Below are 18,041 nucleotides of genomic sequence, written 5' to 3'. Positions count from 1 at the left end.
CGTTGGACCAGGTGAAACCCCACGCGCCGTTCGGGGTCCGGCGCAGGCGGGCGTGGACGGCCGTGGCGAAGGAGGCGATGTCGAGCCCTTCGGCGGCGTCCTCGAGCATGGACAGGATGGTGGACGGCTTGCAGGTGGGGCCGTTGCTCCAGGCGAGGCCGCGGAGCATGCTGCGCAGCTGCGCCATGGCGGTGGCCGCGGTCAGGTCGTGTCCGGCGACATCCCCGATGTCGAGGACGAGGGTGTCGTCGGAGTGGACGACGGCGTCGTACCAGTCGCCGCCGATCTCGTTGGCGGAGCTGGCCGGCTGGTAGTTCGCGGCGAGACTCGCACCGGGCACGGTCGGCGGGTCGGTGAGGTGGGCGCGCTGGAGGCGCAGGGCGGTGCGCCGGGCCCGCTGGAGGTCGAGGGTTTTGCGCAGGGGTGGTTCCACGTCGTGGAAGACCTTGCGCAGGAGTTCGGTGTCGGTCGGCCCGGGGGCGGGCGAGTCGCCGTTCGCGCTGGTGAGGGCGTAGCCGAGGACGATGCCGTCGGCTGTCAGCGGGTAGATCGTCACGCTGGTGGCGTCCGCGTCGGCGAGCCACTGTTCGGTGGCCGCCGGGATCAGGCCGGGCGGCACCCGTCCCCCCACGGTGAGGTGGATGGTGCGAGGGGTGCGGCTGTCCAGGACCGCGCGGACGGCGTCGCCGATGACGACCTCGTCCTCCGGCAGCGGAGGTGGAGGTGGCAGGTCGCGGCGGGTCGCCGAGGCGGCCGGCCGGGCCGTGACGGCGGTGTTCTCAGGTGGCGGCCACTCCTCACCGGTCAGCAGCATGATCTGGACGGCGTCCGCGAGTTCGGGGACGACGACGTGCCCGACCGCCTCGAAGACCTCGTCCAGAGTGCCGCCGGACACTTCCGCCAGGTGGGCGAGCAGGTGTTCGCGCAGCGCCGCGTTCCAACTGTCCTCCACGTCGTCGGTGGCGGCGATCCACTCCGTGGCGCGGCCGCCATGGGTGATGGGCACCGACCGGGTCGCCACGTGGCGGTAGGAACCGTCGGCGGTCCTCACCCTGAAGGCGGTCTCGATGATGCGCGGGGGTTCGTCGGCCAGCAGCAGGCGCCGGTCCCGCTCGAGCCGATGGCGGTCGCGGGGGTGGACGTAGGCGGTGAAGCGGCTGTCCATCCAGCCGTGCCACGCCTCCCCGGTCAGCTCCTGCCAGCCCGGGACGATCTCCTCCGCGGATCCGTCCGGGCGCAGTACCCACACCATCTGCGAGACGGCCGACGCCACCGCCTGGTAGCGCTCGAGGGCCACGATCTCGGCCGTGGTGTCCAGCGCGACGACCATCGCTCCCGAACCTTCGGCGGTGGTGACGGGCGTGCAGGAGTAGACGAAGAACCGTGCCTGGTCCGGGGCGTCGGGGTCGGGATCGCGCGCCTCGGGGAGGCGGCGGGGCCGCCCCGTGGCGACGACCTCGTCCAGCACGGTCATGAACGTGTCGGCATCCGCTTCGGGGAACGCCTCCCGTGCGGGCAGTCCGAGGGGCCGGGCGCCGAGCAGTCGGGCGCAGGCCCGGTTCTGGTAGACCAGCCGGTGCTCCGGGCCGGTGAACAGGGCGACGGCCGCCACGGTCTCGTCGAAGAGCCGCACGTCCAGGGGCTCCACCGGAGTCACGACCGTTCTGTGGTGCCCCGTGACCGCCGGACGTCCGACCGGTCGGGGGCCCGCCGGATCAGCGCCATCGTCGCGTACTCCGCTTCCGCCGAAGGGTTCGAGGACCTCGCCCTCCTTGATGTCCCGCGCCCACGTCCGAGGCCGGGGTGTGCACATGCGCACCACGCCAGCATCGCCCCTGCGTGGCGGCCCCGACGACCGGGCCTGCGTCGTTCGAGTGAGTGCGTGCGGCGGGTTGCCGCCGGGAGGCGATCACCCTCGCTCGTGGCCTCAGGCGTGGACGCACAGTCGGCCCGGCGGTATGTCACCGTCTGTGCGTGCGTTCCGCGATCCATCCCGCCATGGCGCGCACGCCCGTGCCGATGGCCTGCTCGTGGGGCGAGAAGTCGGGGAAGTGCGGGTAGCTCGTGGTGACGGCGGCGCCGGGGGCCCGGACACCGAGGAACGTGTAGGTGCCGGGCATGCGGTCCAGGTAGAGGGCGAAGTCCTCGCCGCTGAAGGGCGGGAACGCGGCGTGGAGGGTGATGACCGTGTCCCGGCCGAGATTGCTGCGCAGGTGGCGGGCGAGCAGGCGGGTTTCGTTTTCCGGGCAGAGCAGGGCCGGGAACGGCTCGGAGGGAAAGCGGACCACCGCGCCCGCGTGCGGTGCGGCCGCCCGGCGGATCGCCTCGCGCACCTCCAGGTAGCGCTCCTGCGGCCAGCAGCGGTACGACACGCTCACCGTGGTCCCCTGTGCCACTGCTCGCACGGCGAGGAACCGGGTCAGCGGCCCGTCGGGGGTGAGGGCGTCCTCGACGAGGCGCTCCAGGTCCGCCGGGCTCTGCGGTGGCGTCACGGTTGCGAGGGATCCGATGTCGGCGGCCAGCGCCCGCGCGGCATCAGCCGCGTTCGGACCGCAGAGGGTCACCTCCGCCTTGTCCTGGCCGGGCATTCCGTAGCCGGGGAGCACGGCGAACCGGCCGACCGGGAAGGGCCCGCAGTGCAGGGCGTGGATCTCCTCGACCCCCAGCCGCTCCAGCACGCCGGTGTCGATCACCGCGCGGGCGCCGGACAGGGTCTCCTCCGCGGGCTGGAAGAGGAAGACCACCGTCCCGCTCAGGTGCTCGCGCAGCCGCGCCAGGACCGCGGCGACGCCGACGGCGACCGCGGTGTGGAGGTCGTGGCCGCAGACGTGGTCCACGGCGGGACCTGTGCCGACGATGTCCGTGGGCGGGACGGCGTCCATGTCCGCACGGTAGGCGACGGTCCGGCCGGGCCGAGAACCCCGCAGGACGCCGACGACTCCGTGGCCGCCCACCCCGGTGGTCACGGTCAGCCCCGCCGCCCGCAGTTCCCGGGCCACCACGGCGGCCGTGCGCCGTTCCTGCCCCGGGGCCTCGGGGTGCCGGTGCAGATCGCGCCGCAGCGCGATCAGCCGCTGCTCGACCCGTGCCGCCTCTGCGGTCACCGCCGCTTGCGTCACCGGCCCTCTCCCCCGGTCCGCGGCGGCCTTCCCCGCACCCACCCACACGGATCCCACACCGGCTGCCGCGCCGGCCAGTAACGTGCGGCGTGCGAGAGCGGTCTGCTCAGGGTTCATCGCGTTGCTCCTTCGGCTCAGGTGGTCTTCTTCCGAGGACACGATCGCCGCACTCGCAGGGCCCCGCCCAGCCGATCAACCCCCGGCGCGGGGGTGGGGGTATCCGTACCACCGTGGTCGGAGAGCCTGCGGTACTACTTCCGGTACCTGACCACGGGCCGCAGCCACCTCGGCGTCCACCTCCGTGTCGCCCGAGTCCGGGCCGGCGGACCACGTCACGGGTCAGCGGGCATCGAGGAGGCAGAGCGATCGCTTCGGTGCTTGTGCCACGCAGTCCTGAGGGCCTCCAGTTCTGTGCGAGGGAAGTGCTCGCCCCACATATCGCGGTAGGCGCTCTCGCCGTACTCCCACACGACCTGGTCGAAGCATCGGATCACTGCCCGGGCGACGACGTCGATGTCCTGCCGACTGGACCAGATTTCGGTCCCCTTGTCGTCGTGGTCACTGGCGTGGGCCAGTCGCAGCACGCGGATCGACAGGTTGGCGCCGTGGCGCTGGAAGATCCAGCGGAAGGCGGTGGGCTCGGCATCGAACTGTGCTCGGCACTCGGTCTCGCCGACCATCGCACGTGTCACTGCCGTCAAGAGATCTTCGGGAGCGGTGGTGATGTACGAGGCGATGACTTCGGCTTCGGTCCGGTGGTCGCTGACGGTGCAATCGACCCACCCCTGTCCGGACAGCCCCCAGGTCAGACGCAGGTCGGCCATCCACGCTCCCGCTCCCCGGTGCCCACACCGGCCTCGGCGAACGGCGTCATCGCCCTCGCGACCGCCGCGTCCACCCTTGTTGCAGCCGAGCCGGACAGACATGGGGTGATCGGCATTCCAGCCATCCCGGGATCGTAGGCACCAGGGTCACCGCACGCCACGCGATTGTCGGGTCGCAGGTCAGCGGGGTGGAGGGGGTGTTGCCGGTCGGCTGTCGGCACCGCTGTGGTGCGGTGCGGCCTGGTTCAGTCCGTTCGGTTCGCGGGGCGTGGGGGTACCGGTGAGCACGCCGTCGTGCTGCCGGGCAGGCGGGTCCGGTTGTTCGCCACCCACCGGTATGCGAGGTGGGCGACCCACCGTACCGGGGGCACGGTGAGCAGCGCTCCCAGGACCGGCCAGCCGCCTCGGGAGCTCAGGAGGAGTTGGGCGACGGTCTGCGAGCCGCCGTAGACGGTGCCCGTCGGGGTCACCCAGAGCGCTTCGTGCTCGGCGCGCGCCTGGGTGACGCCGAGGGCGTCCAGGTCCGCGGACTGCCAGGGTGTCGTGGTGCACCGGGGGTGGAGGAGTCGTTCGGCGCGTTCGACCGAGGCGCTGCAGAAGCCGCAGTCGGCGTCGTAGACCAGTACAGGTCGGCTCCGCACGGGGTCCTCACCTCTCGTCCTGCCGCGTCGCCGTGAAGCTGACACGTCCGACGCTACCTCGGGTGCGCCGCTGCGGGCCCTCGGGCGCCTCGGCCCGGGCGTGAGGTGGCGCCCGGGAAGCCGCCGTGTCATGGCTCAGGCGCTTCAGCGGGAGGGCTCGGGGCTGCATCATTGACCCGCCTGCCCGGCGCCGCACGCGAGGAGAGACACCGTGGAGGACACGTCGATCGCCCCTGCCGCCGACCGGGGTTCTGGTCCTCTGCCGCCCCGTGAGGCGTGGCGACGGCGGATGCGGGGCGATGTGCTGGACGCGGCGCGTGCCATGGCGGCGGAGCAGGGGTGGGACGCGGTGAGCCTGTCGCAGGTGGCGGCCCGCGCCGAGGTGTCCCGGCCCACGGTCTACAAGGAGTTCGGCAGTCGCGACGGTCTGACCCAGGCACTGGTGCACCGTGAGGCGGAGCGTTTCCTCCTCGGCCTGGACCGGGCGCTGCGGCAGCCGGCGCCGACCGCGGTGGACGCGCTCGCCGCCGCCGTCGGGTACGCGCTGCGGGAGGCCGGGGACAACGTGCTCGTCGCCTCGGTGGTCAGGGCGACCCGTGACGGCACGGACTCCCTGTTGCCCTACCTGACGACACGCCTGGATCCGGTGGTCACGGGCGCGCGGCTCATGGTGCGCGCCTGGTGCCGGACGCACTTCAAGCAGTTCGACGAGGCCCGGACGGACCAGGCCGCCGACGTCGTCGTGCGCCTCACGTTGTCGCACATCGTGCTGCCGACCTCCGAGCGGTCGCTGCGCGAGTCGGCCGAGGTCGTCACCGCAGCGGCCATGGGAGTCCTGACGGGAGGAAGAGCGTCTGACGAACCGTCAGAACGTTGACACGGCGTCCCCGATTGTCAGCGGTTGGGGCCGGTGGCACGCTCCGTCGGGTCAGAGCCGAACGCTCGCGAGGAGCACAGCCCGATGACGACATCGTCGACGACTCCGCCCACCTCCCCCGCCGGCACCCCGTGGCGCGACAGCAAGCGCTACGCGTGGCTGCTCGGCCTGGCCGTTCCCACCCTGCCGTTCCAGGCCGCGGGGCTGGTCGCGGTCAGCGACTGGCCGGTGCTGTGGTGGTGGGGGCCCTTCTTCGCCTTCGTGATCATCCCGCTGCTCGACGCGTTGATCGGCTCGGATCGGGAGAACCCTCCGGACGAGGTGATGCCGCTGCTGGAGGAGGACCGGTACTACCGCTGGTGCACGTACCTGTACCTGCCCCTCCAGTACGCCGGTCTGCTGTACGCGTGCCTGCTGTGGTCCGGCGGCCTGGGCGTGCCGGAGGCGCTGGGGCTGGCCGCCACGGTGGGAGTGGTGGCCGGTGTCGCCATCAACACGGCACACGAGCTCGGTCACAAGCGCGAGACGGTGGAACGCCGACTGGCCCGGCTCGCGCTCGCGCAGTCCGCGTACGGTCACTTCTACGTCGAGCACAACCACGGCCACCACATCCGGGTCGCGACGCGTGAGGACCCGGCCAGTTCGCGGCTCGGCGAGAGTCTGTGGGCCTTCCTGCCGCGCACGGTCGTGGGGAGCGCGCGGTCGGCCTGGCGCCTGGAGGCCAGGCGCCTCAACCGCCGCAGGCACCGCGTCTGGTCGCACCGCAACGACGTCCTGACCGGGTGGGCGCTGACCGCGCTGCTGCTCGCCGCCCTGGCCGTGGGTTTCGGCCCGGTGGTCCTCCCCTACCTCGTCGTGCAGGCGGGGTGCGGCATCCTGCTGCTGGAGACGGTCAACTACCTGGAGCACTACGGGCTGTTGCGCGAGCGGCGTCCCGACGGGCGGTACGAGCGGGTGGCTCCTCGGCACAGCTGGAACAGCAACAACACCACCAGCAACATCTTCCTGTACCAGCTCCAGCGGCACTCCGACCATCATGCGAACCCGTTGCGCCGCTACCAGACCCTGCGCCATTTCGAGGAGGCGCCGCAGCTGCCCTCCGGCTACGCGTCCATGATCGTGCTGGCCTGGCTGACCCCGCTGTGGCGCCGGGTGATGGACCCCAAGGTGCTGGCGCACTACGACGGCGACGCGCGGCGCGCCAACCTGCACCACCGGCGGGCGAGCCGCTACGGCGCACAGACAGGCGGCGCGTAGGGGGACCCTCCGCGCCGCCGCGCCGAGGGGCGTCGTCAGCGGTGAGGGGCGCCGTCAGGTGAGGCCGGCGTCGCGGGCGAGGAGCGCGGCCCGCGACCTCGGTACCACCGGCGCGATAGCTCCCAGCGGCCGCGCCCTGGCCCACGAGTTGACCGATCCCTTGCGCAGTCGGGCGGGACGGCCTCTGGACGTGCTGGAGGCCGGTGCGGGAACGGGTGCCGTCACGCGTGCCCTGATCCCGCAGCTCGGGCCCGGACGCCGCCTGGACCTCGCCGAGGCCAATCCGCGTTTCAGCGGCCGGCTGCGCGACCTCGTCGCCGCGTACCCGGATCTCGTCGACCGCGGACAGCAGGTTCGCGTCTGCCGCCGTGTGGAGGACCTGGCACCCGACCGGCGCTACGACGTGATCGTCTCTCCGGCCTGCCTTTCGTCAACTTCGCCCCGGCACAGGTAGAAACCATCATGGACCGGTATCTGGAGCTCCTGCGCCCCGGCGGAACGCTGACGTACTTCGCCTACCTCGGTACCCGGCGGGCCCGTGCCCTGTTCGCCTCCCGGGCCGAGGCGCGCCCGCATCGGGCCGTGGAGGAGGTGCTGGCCGGCTACCGGCATCGCTACGCCACCGGCTGCTGGACGGTCTGGGCCAATCTTCCTCCCGCGCGGGTCTGGCAGCTCACTCGCCCGGAGCCCTCCGGCCCGGGGCCGGTCCGCGCAGGCGCCGGAGCACACCGGTGACGGCGCCGGAGACCCTTCTCGGCCAGATCCCTGCCGCCTCCGTGTACGCGATGGTGGCCCTGGCCGTCCTGGCCGAGTCGGTCCTGCTCTTCGGCGCCTTCGTGCCGACCCTCACCCTGCTGCTCACCGCCGGCGCGATGGCCCGTACCGGCACGCTCAGCCTGCCGCTGCTGATCGCGACGGCCGCGGGCGCCGTGGTGGTGGGCGATCTCCTCGCCCATCGCACCGGGCAGGCTCTGGGTGTCCGCCTGCGCACCGGTGCGCTCGGCCGGCGGTTGCCTGCCGTCGCGTGGCGAAGGGCGGGCGTGTTCATGGCGCGCCGCGGCGGGCCCGCGGTCTTCTGGGCCCGGTTCGTGCCGGTGCTGCGGACCCTGGTCCCCCATCTCGCCGGCGCGACCCGGCTGCCCTACCACCGCATCGCGCCCTACAGCCTGGCCGCCGCGCCACTGTGGGCCGCGGTGGAGGCCGGCGCCGGATATGCCGCCACCGCCTCCCTGCAGCACGTCCTCGGCGTCGGGGGCCCCGTCCTCGCCGCGGCGACCGTGGCGGTGGCGGCCGCCGCATGGCTCGCACTGCGCCGCAGGGCGGCGGGCTCGCGGCCCCTCACCTGCGAGGCGGCGGCGACGGACGTGGCTGTCGCGGCCGCGCCGGCGTCCGGAGACGCGGCCGCGGAGGTCCCGGGCCCTCCCGCCACGTGATCAGTCCCTGACCTGCCCGGGGTGGTCCTTGTCGGGCGGAGGCACGTGCGACGAAGGCTGCCTCGACCCGCACGGTCCCCTTCTCCATGGCCCCGACGGCGATGACGTCGTTGCCGCGGAAATGACGTCGGGCCCATGGCGACGGCTCATGAGCTCGGCGAAGCCGGTCGCTCCTGCTTCTCTCGTGTGTTCGCCTGGGACGACCAGCTGGGCGTCCTTCTGTTGCCCTGGGGCCGCAGTCGTAACGAGGGCGGCGGCGAGACGGCGGCCGCGGTGGTGTGGCTCGCGCTGGCCGCCGCGCTGGTGGCCGCCGTGGTGTACGTGCCCGAGGTGTGCGCGAGGGTGGCCCCGGCCCGGCCGGATTGGCTGCCAGTAAGCGCCCGGAACGACGCCCCCGCAGCCGTCGCCGGGGCGGGCGGACACCCGTGGGAGTTCAACTACGGCGCCTTCGCCGCGCAGGCCGCCGTGCTGTACCTCGGCGTGTGCGGGGCCACCGCCTGGTACGCCTGCCGATCACGCGCCCGAGCCACCACCACGACCCGTCGTCACCAAGTTCGCCGAGGCTTACCCCGCGCTCCGCCTCCGCCGCCGGACGAGGACGACGACACCAAGACATGGCCTGCGCACACTGGTGGGGTGTACACGCACCCCCGTACGGTGTGATCGCTCGTTCCACCGACGGAAGGCGGTTCTCCGTGGCCCTGTTCGACCTCTCGCTCGAGGAACTGCGCGAGTATCACAGCGCTTCGGTCGCCCCCGCGGACTTCGACGCCTTCTGGGCCACGACGCTGCAGGAGGCACGGGCATTCGACCTGGCCGCCCGGTTCGAGCCTGTCGACGCGGGACTCGCCACGGTCGCGGTGTACGACGTGACGTTCGCCGGGTACGGCGGTCACCCGGTCAAGGGCTGGCTGCGCCTCCCGGCCCGTACCGAGGAACCGGTGCCGCTGGTGGTGGAGTTCAAGGGGTACGGCGGTGGACGCGGCCTTCCTCACGAGGACCTCCTGTGGGCGTCCAGCGGTCGGGCGCACTTCGTGATGGACACCCGAGGCCAGGGCAGCGGCTGGGGCGGCGGAGGCGCAACCGCCGACCCGGTGGGAAGCGGTCCGGCGTACCCCGGCTTCATGACCCGGGGCATCGACGCCCCGGAGAACTACTACTACCGGCGTGTGTTCACCGACGCCGTGCGCGCGGTGGAGGCTGCCCGCTCGCACCCGCTGACGGACGCGTCGCGGACCGTGGCGCTCGGCACGAGCCAGGGCGGCGGGATCAGTATCGCCGTGGGCGGCCTGGTGTCGGACCTGGTCGCCGTGGCACCGGACGTGCCGTTCCTGTGCGACTACCCCCGCGCCACGACGCTGACGGACCGGGACCCCTACCGTGAGGTGGGCCTCTACCTCAGGACGCACCGAGGTCGCACCGAGGACGTCCTGCGTACGCTGTCCTACTTCGACGCCGTCCACTTCGCCGCCCGCGGCCGTGCGGCCGCGCTCTTCTCAGCGGCGTTGGAGGACCAGACCTGTCCTCCGTCGACCGTTTTCGCGGCGTTCAACGCCTGGGCCGGCTCCGACAAGAGCATCGAGGTCTACGAGTTCAACGATCACGAGGGCGGTGGCCCCTATCAGGACGCGGCCAGGCTGCGCTGGCTGCGGCGATACGCCTGACGTTGCGGACACGGCGGGAACGCCCGGTACGGACCTCTTCCGGGTCGGCGGGCGCAGCACGGCATGGCTCCCGGTGTCGTGTGGGCAGAGGGTGCGCGGGCCAACGGAGGGCGGCCGGGAGCGGGCGGGAAACGGTGCTCCCTGTGCGGCCCTGCGGGCCTGCTGCTGACGGCCGCGACGGCGCCCGCGAGGCAGCCGTGCGTCGCACGTGGGCCAGCGGGGCCTCCAGCGGGCGCATCAGGTTGTGTGACCGCTGTTGACAGGTGCAGGCACTGCTGGCTTCATGAACGGGGAGTGATGGGAGCGCTCCCATCACCAGCCGCACGGCTGCACGACGGTCCCGCCTCCTCATCCCCGGGGTGGGGTCGCACTCCCCCTGGGCGGGCCGGAGCCTGGTCCGTCGCTTGCCCCACCGATGTCGGAAGGGACGTTCCGTTGCGCCTCCCCCACGTGTTCCGCCGCAGACGAGGACTCGGCGCCTCCACCACAGCCGGGCGCCGCGCAGGGCTGACAGCCCTCGCCGGTGCGCTCCTCGCCGGCGCCCTGTTACCCCTGTCGGCCTCGACCTCCGCCTCCGCCGCGCCCGCCTTCGCCTACGGTGAGGCGCTGCAGAAGTCGCTGCTGTTCTACGAGGCCCAGCAGTCCGGCCGCCTGTCCGACTTCAACCGCGTCGACTGGCGCGGGGATTCGGGCATGGACGACGGCAAGGACGCGGGTCTGGACCTCACCGGCGGCTGGTACGACGCCGGCGACCACGTCAAGTTCGGTCTGCCCATGGCGTATTCGGCGACGATGCTCGCCTGGGGCGGCATCGAGCAGAAGGCCGCCTACACCTCCTCCGGCCAGCTCGAGCACCTGCGGAACAACCTGCGCTTCGTCAACGACTACTTCGTCAAGGCACACCCCTCTCCGAACGTCCTCTACGGCCAGGTCGGCAACGGCGCGGACGATCACAAGTGGTGGGGGCCTGCCGAGGTCATGCCGATGGCCCGGCCCGCGCACAAGATCGACGCCTCCTGCCCCGGCTCCGACCTCGCGGGCGAGACCGCGGCCGCCATGGCGGCGTCGTCGATCGTCTTCCGCGACTCCGACCCGGCGTACGCGGACAAGCTGCTCACCCACGCCAAACAGCTCTACACCTTCGCCGACACCTACCGGGGCAAGTACAGCGACTGCATCACCGACGCGCAGTCGTACTACAAGTCCTGGAGCGGGTACAACGACGAGCTGGTGTGGGGCGCGATCTGGCTCCACAAGGCCACGGGCGACGCCTCGTACCTGACCAAGGCCGAGACGTACTACGACAACCTCTCCACCGAGCCGCAGACCACCACCCGGTCCTACCGGTGGACGATCTCCTGGGACGACACGTCGTACGGCTCCTACGTGATGCTCGCCAAGCTGACCGGCAAGCAACGGTACGTCGACGACGCCAACCGCTGGCTCGACTGGTGGACAAGCGGGGTGAACGGCCAGAAGGTGAAGTACTCGCCCGGCGGACAGGCCGTCCTCGACAGCTGGGGCTCGCTGCGGTACGCGGCCAACACCGCGTTCGTGGCGCTCTCCTACTCCGACTGGCTGACCGGCGACAGCGAGCGCAAGCAGCGCTACCACGACTTCGCCGTCCGGCAGATCAACTACGCGCTCGGCGACAACCCGCGCAAGTCCAGCTACGTCGTCGGCTTCGGGGCCAATGCGCCCACCAAGCCGCACCACCGCACCGCCCATGGTTCCTGGACCGACCAGATCACCAGCCCGGTGGAGAGCAGGCACGTGTTGTACGGCGCTCTGGTCGGCGGTCCGAGCGCCGCGGACGACGCCTACACGGACGACCGGTCCAACTACACCAACAACGAGGTCGCCACCGACTACAACGCGGCGTTCACCGGTGCGCTGGCGCGCCTCTACGCGGAGTACGGTGGCGCGCCGCTCGCGGGCTTCCCGCAGGCCGAGACGCCGGACGGGCCCGAGATGTCCGTGCAGGCCTCGGTGAACGCCACCGGTTCCAACTTCACCGAGATCAAGGCGTACCTGATCAACAGGTCGGCCTGGCCCGCGCGGGCGTTGAACGACGCGTCGCTGCGCTACTACTTCACTCTCGAGGACGGCGTCACGCCCGCCCAGATCACCCTCACCACCAACTACAACCAGTGCGGCAAGCTCAGCGGGCCCACGCAGTTCAAGGACAACGTCTACTACGTGAGCGTGGACTGCTCGGACACGGTGATCGCCCCGGCGGGCCAGTCGGCGTACCGCAAGGAGGTCCAGTTCCGGATCGCCTCCGCCGGCGCCTGGAATCCGGCGAACGACTGGTCCTACCAGGGCGTCCCCACCGCCTCGGGCAGCACGCCCGTCGACGCGGCGAACATCGTGCTGATGGAGGGCGCGGCCAAGCAGTGGGGGGCCACCCCGGACGGGACGACGCCCACGCCGGGCCCGACGCCCACGCCCACCCCGACTCCGACGCCCACTCCCACGCCCACGCCGACCCCGACGTCGAGCGGTCCGTGCTCGGTGACGTACAAGGTCACCAGCACCTGGGGCAGCGGCTTCACCGCCGACGTCGCGGTGAGGAACACCGGGACGACGGCGGTCACCGGCGGCTGGAAGCTGGGCTTCACCTTCCAGGGCGGTGAACGGATCACCAGCGCCTGGAACGCCGCCGCCACGCAGTCCGGGGCCGACGTCACCGTGACCAACGCCGCGCACAACGGCAGCATCCCGGCGGGCGGCAGCGCCTCGTTCGGCTTCCAGGGCACCGGCACGCCCGTGGGCGCCAAGGCGTTCGTCCTCAACGGGAAGGACTGCGGGTAGGACCTGGGCCCGGCCGTGACCCGGCCGGGCCACGGCCGACGACGGGCGTGTGGTTGTCGGCCACGCCGTCGGCTGTCGCCCCTGGCCCGGTGCTGCCGGGCCGGGCCAGGGCTCGGGTGGGTTCGGGAACGCCTGCGCGATGCGTCATGCCAGCGGCCCGGGACCGGTCAGGGAATGTCACCCGTCCAGTCGAAGCGGTCCGGATCCGCGGGGCGCGGGGTGTACAGGGAGCGGCCGCCCGGGCCGAACCGCCCCAGCTCGGTGGCAAGGGCGACATCGGTACCGGCCTCGTCGGGCGTCCGGCCGGTCACGTCGAGCAGCAGCCCGTCCAGCGGACCGCCGACGAGTTGCGCGTAGCGCCGGTCGGGTCGTGGTCCGGGCCGGTCGTGGTCGGCGCCGTAGACCCGGCGGCGCAGCAACTGTTCGTCATCACGGTCCATCCGCTCAGCCTGGCAGCCGCCACTGACACCTGCGGAGCGGGAGGCGTGCCTACAGCTCCTGCTCGCGCCGGGGTGACATCGTCGAGGGCTCGCAAACGACCACTGCGGCAATGGCCGCTACCTGTGCATCACGCCTGACCGTAGAGGCCGAGTTTCTTCTTGCCGTAGGGGGAGAAGATCGGTGTCCAGCCAGTCCAGCCGGCGTGGACCTGTGCGATCTGGGAGGGCAACGGCATGACCGGGAGCAGGTCTCTGCCCTTGGCCCAGTTGGTGAGCAGGCCCTCGGTGGTGTCCACGGCGGTGACGACCATGGTCACTTTCGCGTTGCCGTTGACCCAGGTGTTCCACAATGCCCACCCTTCGGAGCGTGCTTCCACGCCCAGTCGGGCGCAGGCATTCTCGTAGGTCTCGTCGGTGCCGACGGGCATGGCCCCGGGGCGGATGACGGCCACGGCGGCGAGAGGAACCTGGGGGCGCTCTTCTTCCTCCTCAAGGCATCCGTCCAGGGGGAAGTGGTAGTGCAGTAGTGCCCGTCCCAGAGCGTTGACACTGCGTTGGAGCGGCCCTTCGCCTTCGGTGTCGCAGGCGTACCACTCCTCGCCGGCGGCTGCGGTGGCAACTGCCTTGGCGAGCCGTTCGATCTCCCGCAGATGGTCGAGTTCGGTCAGCTCTGGCCTGGTCATGGAGGCAGTGTCGCATCACTGAGTCCGGTCGGTGCACCTGATATTCGCGTTGTCAGGCGGCCTCTCACTGGCGTCTCCCAGGCGGCATGACAGGTGTCGCCGTCGGGGTGCGCGCGGGCGGGCATCGAGGCAGGCACGGACCTGGGAGTCGTCGCGCCGCCGTGTCCGACACGTGCGTGACCCGGTGGACGGGTGCCGGAGTGTCGCGCTCGGGTGGTGCTACGACAGGACGATGGATTCGGGCCACAAGCACGCAGCCGCCCCTTCGGGGCCGATGTATCTGCCGAAGCACAGGGTTCTCGCGTTGACCGACGGCGTGGTGGCCATCGCGCTGACACTGCTGGTGCTCGATATCGACGTACCCGACGGGCTGGAGGGGCAGGCCCTGGCGGACGCGCTGGGCGACGTGCAGGGACAGGTGGGCACGTTCCTGTTGAGTGCTGTCGTGATCGCCCTGTTCTGGCGGGCCCACCATTCGGTGCTGCGCGACGCGGAATGGATCGACGGCTTCCTCTTCTGGTGCAACGTCGCCTTTCTGGCGCTGGTCTCCTTGATCCCGTTTCCGACGAGGGTGCTGGCCGACTACGGTGACCGGCCGCTCGGGCCGGGCCTGTACGGCGCGGTCATCGGCACGGTCGCTCTGGTGCTGTATGTGATGGCCGTGCGCATCGCCCGGGGGTCGGAGCGCCCCAAGCCCCTGCCACCCCTTCCCGCGCAGGCGTGCGTCTTCCTTCTCTCCGTCGGGATCGCCCAGTTCTCACCGATGGCGGCCGTCTACAGCTGGAGCGCCTCCGTGCCTCTGTCCGTGCTGGCCCACCGGCACGCCACCCGCGCGTCGCGGGTCTCCCGGACCTGACCGGAAGTGGGCGGAAGACGGTGGCGCCGTCTCTCCGCGAGGAAGGCGGCCGCCGGCGGGGCGGGCGACTCGTCGTTGGCGCCGTGCTCAGTGCGGGAGTCCGGTGTCCGGGCTTCGGTCCGTCACGCAGAAGACGCTGTTGTCGGGGCCGGTCATCACCGTCCACACGGGCCCTTGGCCGATCGTGGCGGCGCCGAGGCGGACGAGCCGTTCGACTTCGGCGGCGCGGTCGTCCGTGGCGATGTCGAGGTGACCCGACGTGCCGCCCTCGTCGCGGCGTTGCAGGAGGACCCGGACGGGCAGTGACGGCGGCGTGTGGAGGCGGGCGAACTCGGGAAGGGCCGACCGGGTGACGGTCCAGCCGGTGAGGTCGGACCAGAAGGTCATCTCGCGGTCCCAGGCGTCGTACGCGACGTCGATGGTGAGTTGGTCGACGAAGGAGCGGTGCGTGCCCCAGTCGCCGGATGCGGCGGGTGTCGTCTCGTTGTCGCCGCGCACGAGGCAGAAGACGAACCCGGCCGGGGACCGTATGACGGCATGGCCCGGTTGCGCGACGATCTCGGCGCCGGCCCGCACCGCGCCGCGGGTGGCGGCATCGAGGTCGTCGACGTGGAGATCCAGGTGGACCGTGCTGTTGTCGGACGTCGTTCTCTGCACGCGTAGGTGCGCGTCTGCGGCCGGCGGAAGCAGCGTCGCGAATTCGTCGCGCTGCCCACGCAGCGGGGACAACTCGTAACCCGTGGCTGCCTGCCAGAAGCCGCATGCGGCCGGGTGGTGCGCATCGGGTATGTCGAGGAACAGGGTCAGCCAGCTCGGTGCGGTCTCGGTCACGTGGTGGATCATTGCAGCTGTGGGGGGTGGGCGCACCGGTCGGCGCCCGGTGCGCCGGGGCGCTGCGGGCATGGCGAGTGGGCGCGCCCACTGCGGAGAGTCCGATCTTCGGTGTGCGACACTGCGGCTCCTTGACCATGAGCAGACATGAGACGACGAGGATGCGCGTGAGACGTCCCCTGCTTCCCACGGCACTGGCGGCGGCCGTGCTCGCCCTGTCCACGCTCAGTGGTTGCGCCGGTGGGGCCGCGGACCCCCGGGAGGCCGGTGACGACGTCGCCACGGCGCCGGCGACGACCGAGCCGGTGCCGTCCGAGGCGAAGGACGCCCCTGACTACGACCCGACGGCGGATGCCGCGGGTGACATCGCGGCTGCCCTGGAAAAGGCGAAGAAGGACGGCCGTCCGGTCCTCGTCGACTTCGGCGCCGACTGGTGCCTCGACTGCCGTGTTTTGGGTGCCCGGTTCGAAGAGGCCGGGCCCGCCGCGCTACTGGCCGGGTACCACGTGGTGAAGGTGGACGTCGGCGAGTTCGACAACAATCTGGAGGTCGCCGAACGCTACGTCGACCTCGGGACCAGCGGCATACCGGCACTGGTCGTCCTGGACGCCACGTCCGGCCGGGTGAAGGTCGCCACCAACCAGGGCGAGTTCGCCAACGCCCGGGGCATGTCGGCCGGGCAGGTCGAGGAGTTCCTGAAGCGATGGGCGTAGCGGTCCGGTTCGGGGCCCGTCGCCGGTGTATCGGCACGACGGTGACGACAGTCGCCGCTGCTGCCGTTCTCGTCGGCTGCACGGCCTCCGCCCAGCCGAAGAGCACGCCGCACGCCACTTCTTTCACGGCCGGCGGCGTGCGCGTGACGGTGCGGCTGGAGTCCCGCGGCGACGGAGGCTCACTGCTCCTGGCGGAACTGAGGCCCCGGCAGGCGGGGTTCCACCTCTACAGCCTCGGCCTGCCTGACGGTGGCGTCGACGGGATCGGCGTCCCTACGCGCATCCGGACCGAGGGCGGACTGCGGGCGACCGGGCCGGCGAGCACCGACGCGAAGGAACGGGTGCTGCGCCCGGCCGGACTCGACGTCGCCCTGCCGGTCTACGAGGACGGCCCGGTCACACTCGAACTTCCCGTGCGGCAGGCCGAAGGCGGCAGAAGCGCACGCGTGTTGCTCACCTACGGGGCGTGCAGCGAGAGCGCGGGCTGTCTGCCTCCTGTCCGGGAACGCGCGGTGACCCTGCCGGTGAGCGGGACGGACTGAGCACCGTCGAACGGCCGGAGAGGGAAGCCCCGTCCCGTACAGGTGGTCCTGGCCGGGCGGGGCTGCTTCCGTCAGAGGGCCGCGTCCTCCGGCCGGTCAGTAGGAGAGCGCGTCCTCGGCGGTGGTGAAGAAGCTGGTCACCACCATGTCGTTGACCGTGACCGGGCCGTCGCCGACCGGCACCGTTGCGGGCGTCTCGGCGGCGGTGAGGGCGACCTCCACCTTGTCAGCGCTCTTGCCGCCCGCGTCGTCCCCGCGCGAGAACTGGATCCCGGCGTACGCGCGCCCACCGGGCTCCACGATGCGGTCCGTGTCCGTGGGGCCCGCGTGCTCGGCGGCGCCGTCGAGGCCCGGGATAGTGATCACCAGCTCGTTCACCGCGAGCAGGCAGGGAGCGCCGCCCTTGTTCACCGCGGTCAGCAGCGCGTGGTGGGTGGGCTTGGAGGCGACGGTGACGGTGTAGGCCATGTCGTGCGTCTCGCACATGCCCACGCCCCCGTCCTGGTCGTCGTCGGCCGCGGCCTGCGACGGCGGCGGAGCGCTGTCGCTGTCGCTGCCGGCCGGGGAACCTCCCTTGGTGCTGCCGCCCTTGCCCGGGGCGGCGGTCGACGGCGCGGCGGACGGCTTGGCAGTGCCCGCCGAGGACGGGGCCGACGACGGGGCGGCGGCCCCGGTGTCCTTGTCGGCGCCGCCGCAGGCGCTCAGCAGGAGTACGCCGAGCGAGAGGGCGGCCACAGCGGTGGCGGTACGGCGTGGGCGACGTGCGTTCGTCATCAGATATCCCCCCGGGTGTGTGCGTGTACCGGTGAGAATGCCCTACCGAATCGGCTCTTGTACCCACCCGTGCCGGGCCGGGGCCGTTCCTGGGCACGATCGTGACACAGACACGACCGTTGGGACACGGCGCGGACCCGGCATGCCCCCGACGCCCACACGGCCGCAACCGCGCCCAGCACGGCGGGCGGCGAGCGGCGGGGTCCTTGATCTGGAGGGTCTCGGCCGGGCAGGTGTCAGGTTAGGGTGCTGGCCATGCATGCGGTCACGACCAGCGGTGAGACCACCGACCTCGTCAGCGCCCTGCACCTCTACCGCTCGCTGGGCTTCTCCGAGTACGGCCGTCTCGCCGACTTCGTCGCCGTCGGCGACGACCGCTTCGACAAGGTCTTCTACATGCTGGACTTCCGCCGGGAAGCTGACCACCGGTGAGGCTGACCACCGGTGAAGGTGGCCTTCGCTGCACCATGAAGGCCCGCCGGCGCTCGGCGGGCCTTCGTCGGGACGGGCACAACCCGTGCCGAGGGCAAGAGCGGTGCGGGCGGGGGCGTCAGGCGTCGGTGAGGCGGGGGG

17 protein-coding genes and 2 pseudogenes are annotated in these 18,041 nt (G+C 71.9%); 11 read left to right on the top strand and 8 right to left on the bottom strand.

Features of this window, described 5'->3' with window-relative positions:
• From ACOV8S_RS32120 to ACOV8S_RS32105, 4 genes are all read right to left on the bottom strand, one after another.
• Positions 1 to 1,657, bottom strand: a 1,657-nt coding sequence (locus ACOV8S_RS32120; protein ID WP_448322080.1) for a SpoIIE family protein phosphatase, incomplete at its 3' end; no start/stop codon positions are given.
• A gap of 304 nt (positions 1,658 to 1,961) precedes the next feature.
• On the bottom strand, positions 1,962 to 3,119 hold the full coding sequence (locus ACOV8S_RS32115) for a M20 metallopeptidase family protein (protein ID WP_448322078.1): 1,158 nt from the start codon (positions 3,117 to 3,119) through the stop codon (positions 1,962 to 1,964).
• Positions 3,120 to 3,451: 332 nt separating this feature from the next.
• Positions 3,452 to 3,943 carry a hypothetical protein gene (locus ACOV8S_RS32110; protein ID WP_448322076.1) on the bottom strand — a complete coding sequence of 164 codons (492 nt, stop codon included), beginning with the start codon at positions 3,941 to 3,943 and terminating at the stop codon, positions 3,452 to 3,454.
• 245 nt (positions 3,944 to 4,188) lie between these two features.
• The gene (locus tag ACOV8S_RS32105) at positions 4,189 to 4,584 is read right to left on the bottom strand and encodes a thiol-disulfide oxidoreductase DCC family protein (protein WP_448322074.1); all 396 of its coding nucleotides are present in this window, start codon (positions 4,582 to 4,584) and stop codon (positions 4,189 to 4,191) included.
• Positions 4,585 to 4,795: 211 nt separating this feature from the next.
• Between ACOV8S_RS32105 and ACOV8S_RS32100 the strand changes: the two genes are divergently transcribed.
• The 7 genes and pseudogenes from ACOV8S_RS32100 (at position 4,796) to ACOV8S_RS32070 (ending at position 12,629) form a co-directional block, all read left to right on the top strand.
• Positions 4,796 to 5,461, top strand: coding sequence for a TetR family transcriptional regulator (locus ACOV8S_RS32100; protein WP_448322072.1), 666 nt, complete (start codon positions 4,796 to 4,798; stop codon positions 5,459 to 5,461).
• Positions 5,462 to 5,545: 84 nt separating this feature from the next.
• Positions 5,546 to 6,718, top strand: a complete 1,173-nt coding sequence (locus ACOV8S_RS32095) for an alkane 1-monooxygenase (RefSeq protein ID WP_448322070.1) — start codon at positions 5,546 to 5,548, stop codon at positions 6,716 to 6,718.
• A gap of 58 nt (positions 6,719 to 6,776) precedes the next feature.
• Positions 6,777 to 7,453, top strand: a pseudogene (locus ACOV8S_RS32090) (class I SAM-dependent methyltransferase).
• A complete protein-coding gene (locus tag ACOV8S_RS32085; RefSeq protein WP_448322068.1) occupies positions 7,450 to 8,151 on the top strand; it encodes a DedA family protein in 702 nt (233 codons plus the stop codon). The pseudogene ACOV8S_RS32090 and the gene ACOV8S_RS32085 overlap by 4 nt, the downstream one beginning before the upstream one ends.
• A gap of 135 nt (positions 8,152 to 8,286) precedes the next feature.
• Positions 8,287 to 8,814, top strand: a complete 528-nt coding sequence (locus tag ACOV8S_RS32080; protein ID WP_448322066.1) for a hypothetical protein — start codon at positions 8,287 to 8,289, stop codon at positions 8,812 to 8,814.
• A 32-nt stretch (positions 8,815 to 8,846) separates the two neighbouring features.
• Positions 8,847 to 9,815, top strand: coding sequence for an acetylxylan esterase (locus tag ACOV8S_RS32075; RefSeq protein ID WP_448322065.1), 969 nt, complete (start codon positions 8,847 to 8,849; stop codon positions 9,813 to 9,815).
• A 435-nt stretch (positions 9,816 to 10,250) separates the two neighbouring features.
• Positions 10,251 to 12,629, top strand: coding sequence for a glycoside hydrolase family 9 protein (locus ACOV8S_RS32070; protein WP_448322063.1), 2,379 nt, complete (start codon positions 10,251 to 10,253; stop codon positions 12,627 to 12,629).
• A 167-nt stretch (positions 12,630 to 12,796) separates the two neighbouring features.
• On the opposite strand, the gene ACOV8S_RS32065 is transcribed toward ACOV8S_RS32070, so the two are convergent.
• Together ACOV8S_RS32065 and ACOV8S_RS32060 are read right to left on the bottom strand one after the other, a co-directional pair.
• Entirely contained in the window at positions 12,797 to 13,069 is a 273-nt protein-coding gene (locus ACOV8S_RS32065) for a hypothetical protein (RefSeq protein WP_448322061.1), read from the bottom strand.
• A 128-nt stretch (positions 13,070 to 13,197) separates the two neighbouring features.
• Positions 13,198 to 13,752 carry a hypothetical protein gene (locus tag ACOV8S_RS32060; protein ID WP_448322060.1) on the bottom strand — a complete coding sequence of 185 codons (555 nt, stop codon included), beginning with the start codon at positions 13,750 to 13,752 and terminating at the stop codon, positions 13,198 to 13,200.
• 274 nt (positions 13,753 to 14,026) lie between these two features.
• Here ACOV8S_RS32060 and ACOV8S_RS32055 point away from each other — a divergent pair, with 274 nt between their 5' ends.
• Complete coding sequence (locus ACOV8S_RS32055) at positions 14,027 to 14,608, top strand: TMEM175 family protein (protein ID WP_448322058.1); 582 nt, start codon at positions 14,027 to 14,029, stop codon at positions 14,606 to 14,608.
• An 87-nt stretch (positions 14,609 to 14,695) separates the two neighbouring features.
• Here ACOV8S_RS32055 and ACOV8S_RS32050 read toward each other — a convergent pair whose 3' ends face one another.
• Positions 14,696 to 15,439 (bottom strand): VOC family protein, encoded by a 744-nt coding sequence (locus ACOV8S_RS32050; protein WP_448322056.1) that lies wholly within the window; start codon positions 15,437 to 15,439, stop codon positions 14,696 to 14,698.
• A 167-nt stretch (positions 15,440 to 15,606) separates the two neighbouring features.
• Here ACOV8S_RS32050 and ACOV8S_RS32045 point away from each other — a divergent pair, with 167 nt between their 5' ends.
• The gene (locus tag ACOV8S_RS32045; RefSeq protein WP_448322054.1) at positions 15,607 to 16,152 is read left to right on the top strand and encodes a thioredoxin family protein; all 546 of its coding nucleotides are present in this window, start codon (positions 15,607 to 15,609) and stop codon (positions 16,150 to 16,152) included.
• A 41-nt stretch (positions 16,153 to 16,193) separates the two neighbouring features.
• Entirely contained in the window at positions 16,194 to 16,694 is a 501-nt protein-coding gene (locus ACOV8S_RS32040) for a hypothetical protein (RefSeq protein WP_448322052.1), read from the top strand.
• A 96-nt stretch (positions 16,695 to 16,790) separates the two neighbouring features.
• On the opposite strand, the gene ACOV8S_RS32035 is transcribed toward ACOV8S_RS32040, so the two are convergent.
• Positions 16,791 to 17,468: a DUF4232 domain-containing protein gene (locus tag ACOV8S_RS32035; protein WP_448322050.1), complete on the bottom strand. Its 678-nt coding sequence runs from the start codon at positions 17,466 to 17,468 to the stop codon at positions 16,791 to 16,793.
• A gap of 294 nt (positions 17,469 to 17,762) precedes the next feature.
• On the opposite strand from ACOV8S_RS32035, the pseudogene ACOV8S_RS32030 reads away from it, so the two are divergent.
• Positions 17,763 to 17,900, top strand: a pseudogene (locus tag ACOV8S_RS32030) (GNAT family N-acetyltransferase); the annotation flags it as partial.
• Between the last annotated feature and the right edge of the window lie 141 nt (positions 17,901 to 18,041).

Source organism: Streptomyces sp. CO7 (genome assembly GCF_053474865.1).
Note: the sequence above shows the minus strand (reverse complement) of the source record. Positions and strands in the feature narration are given on the sequence as shown.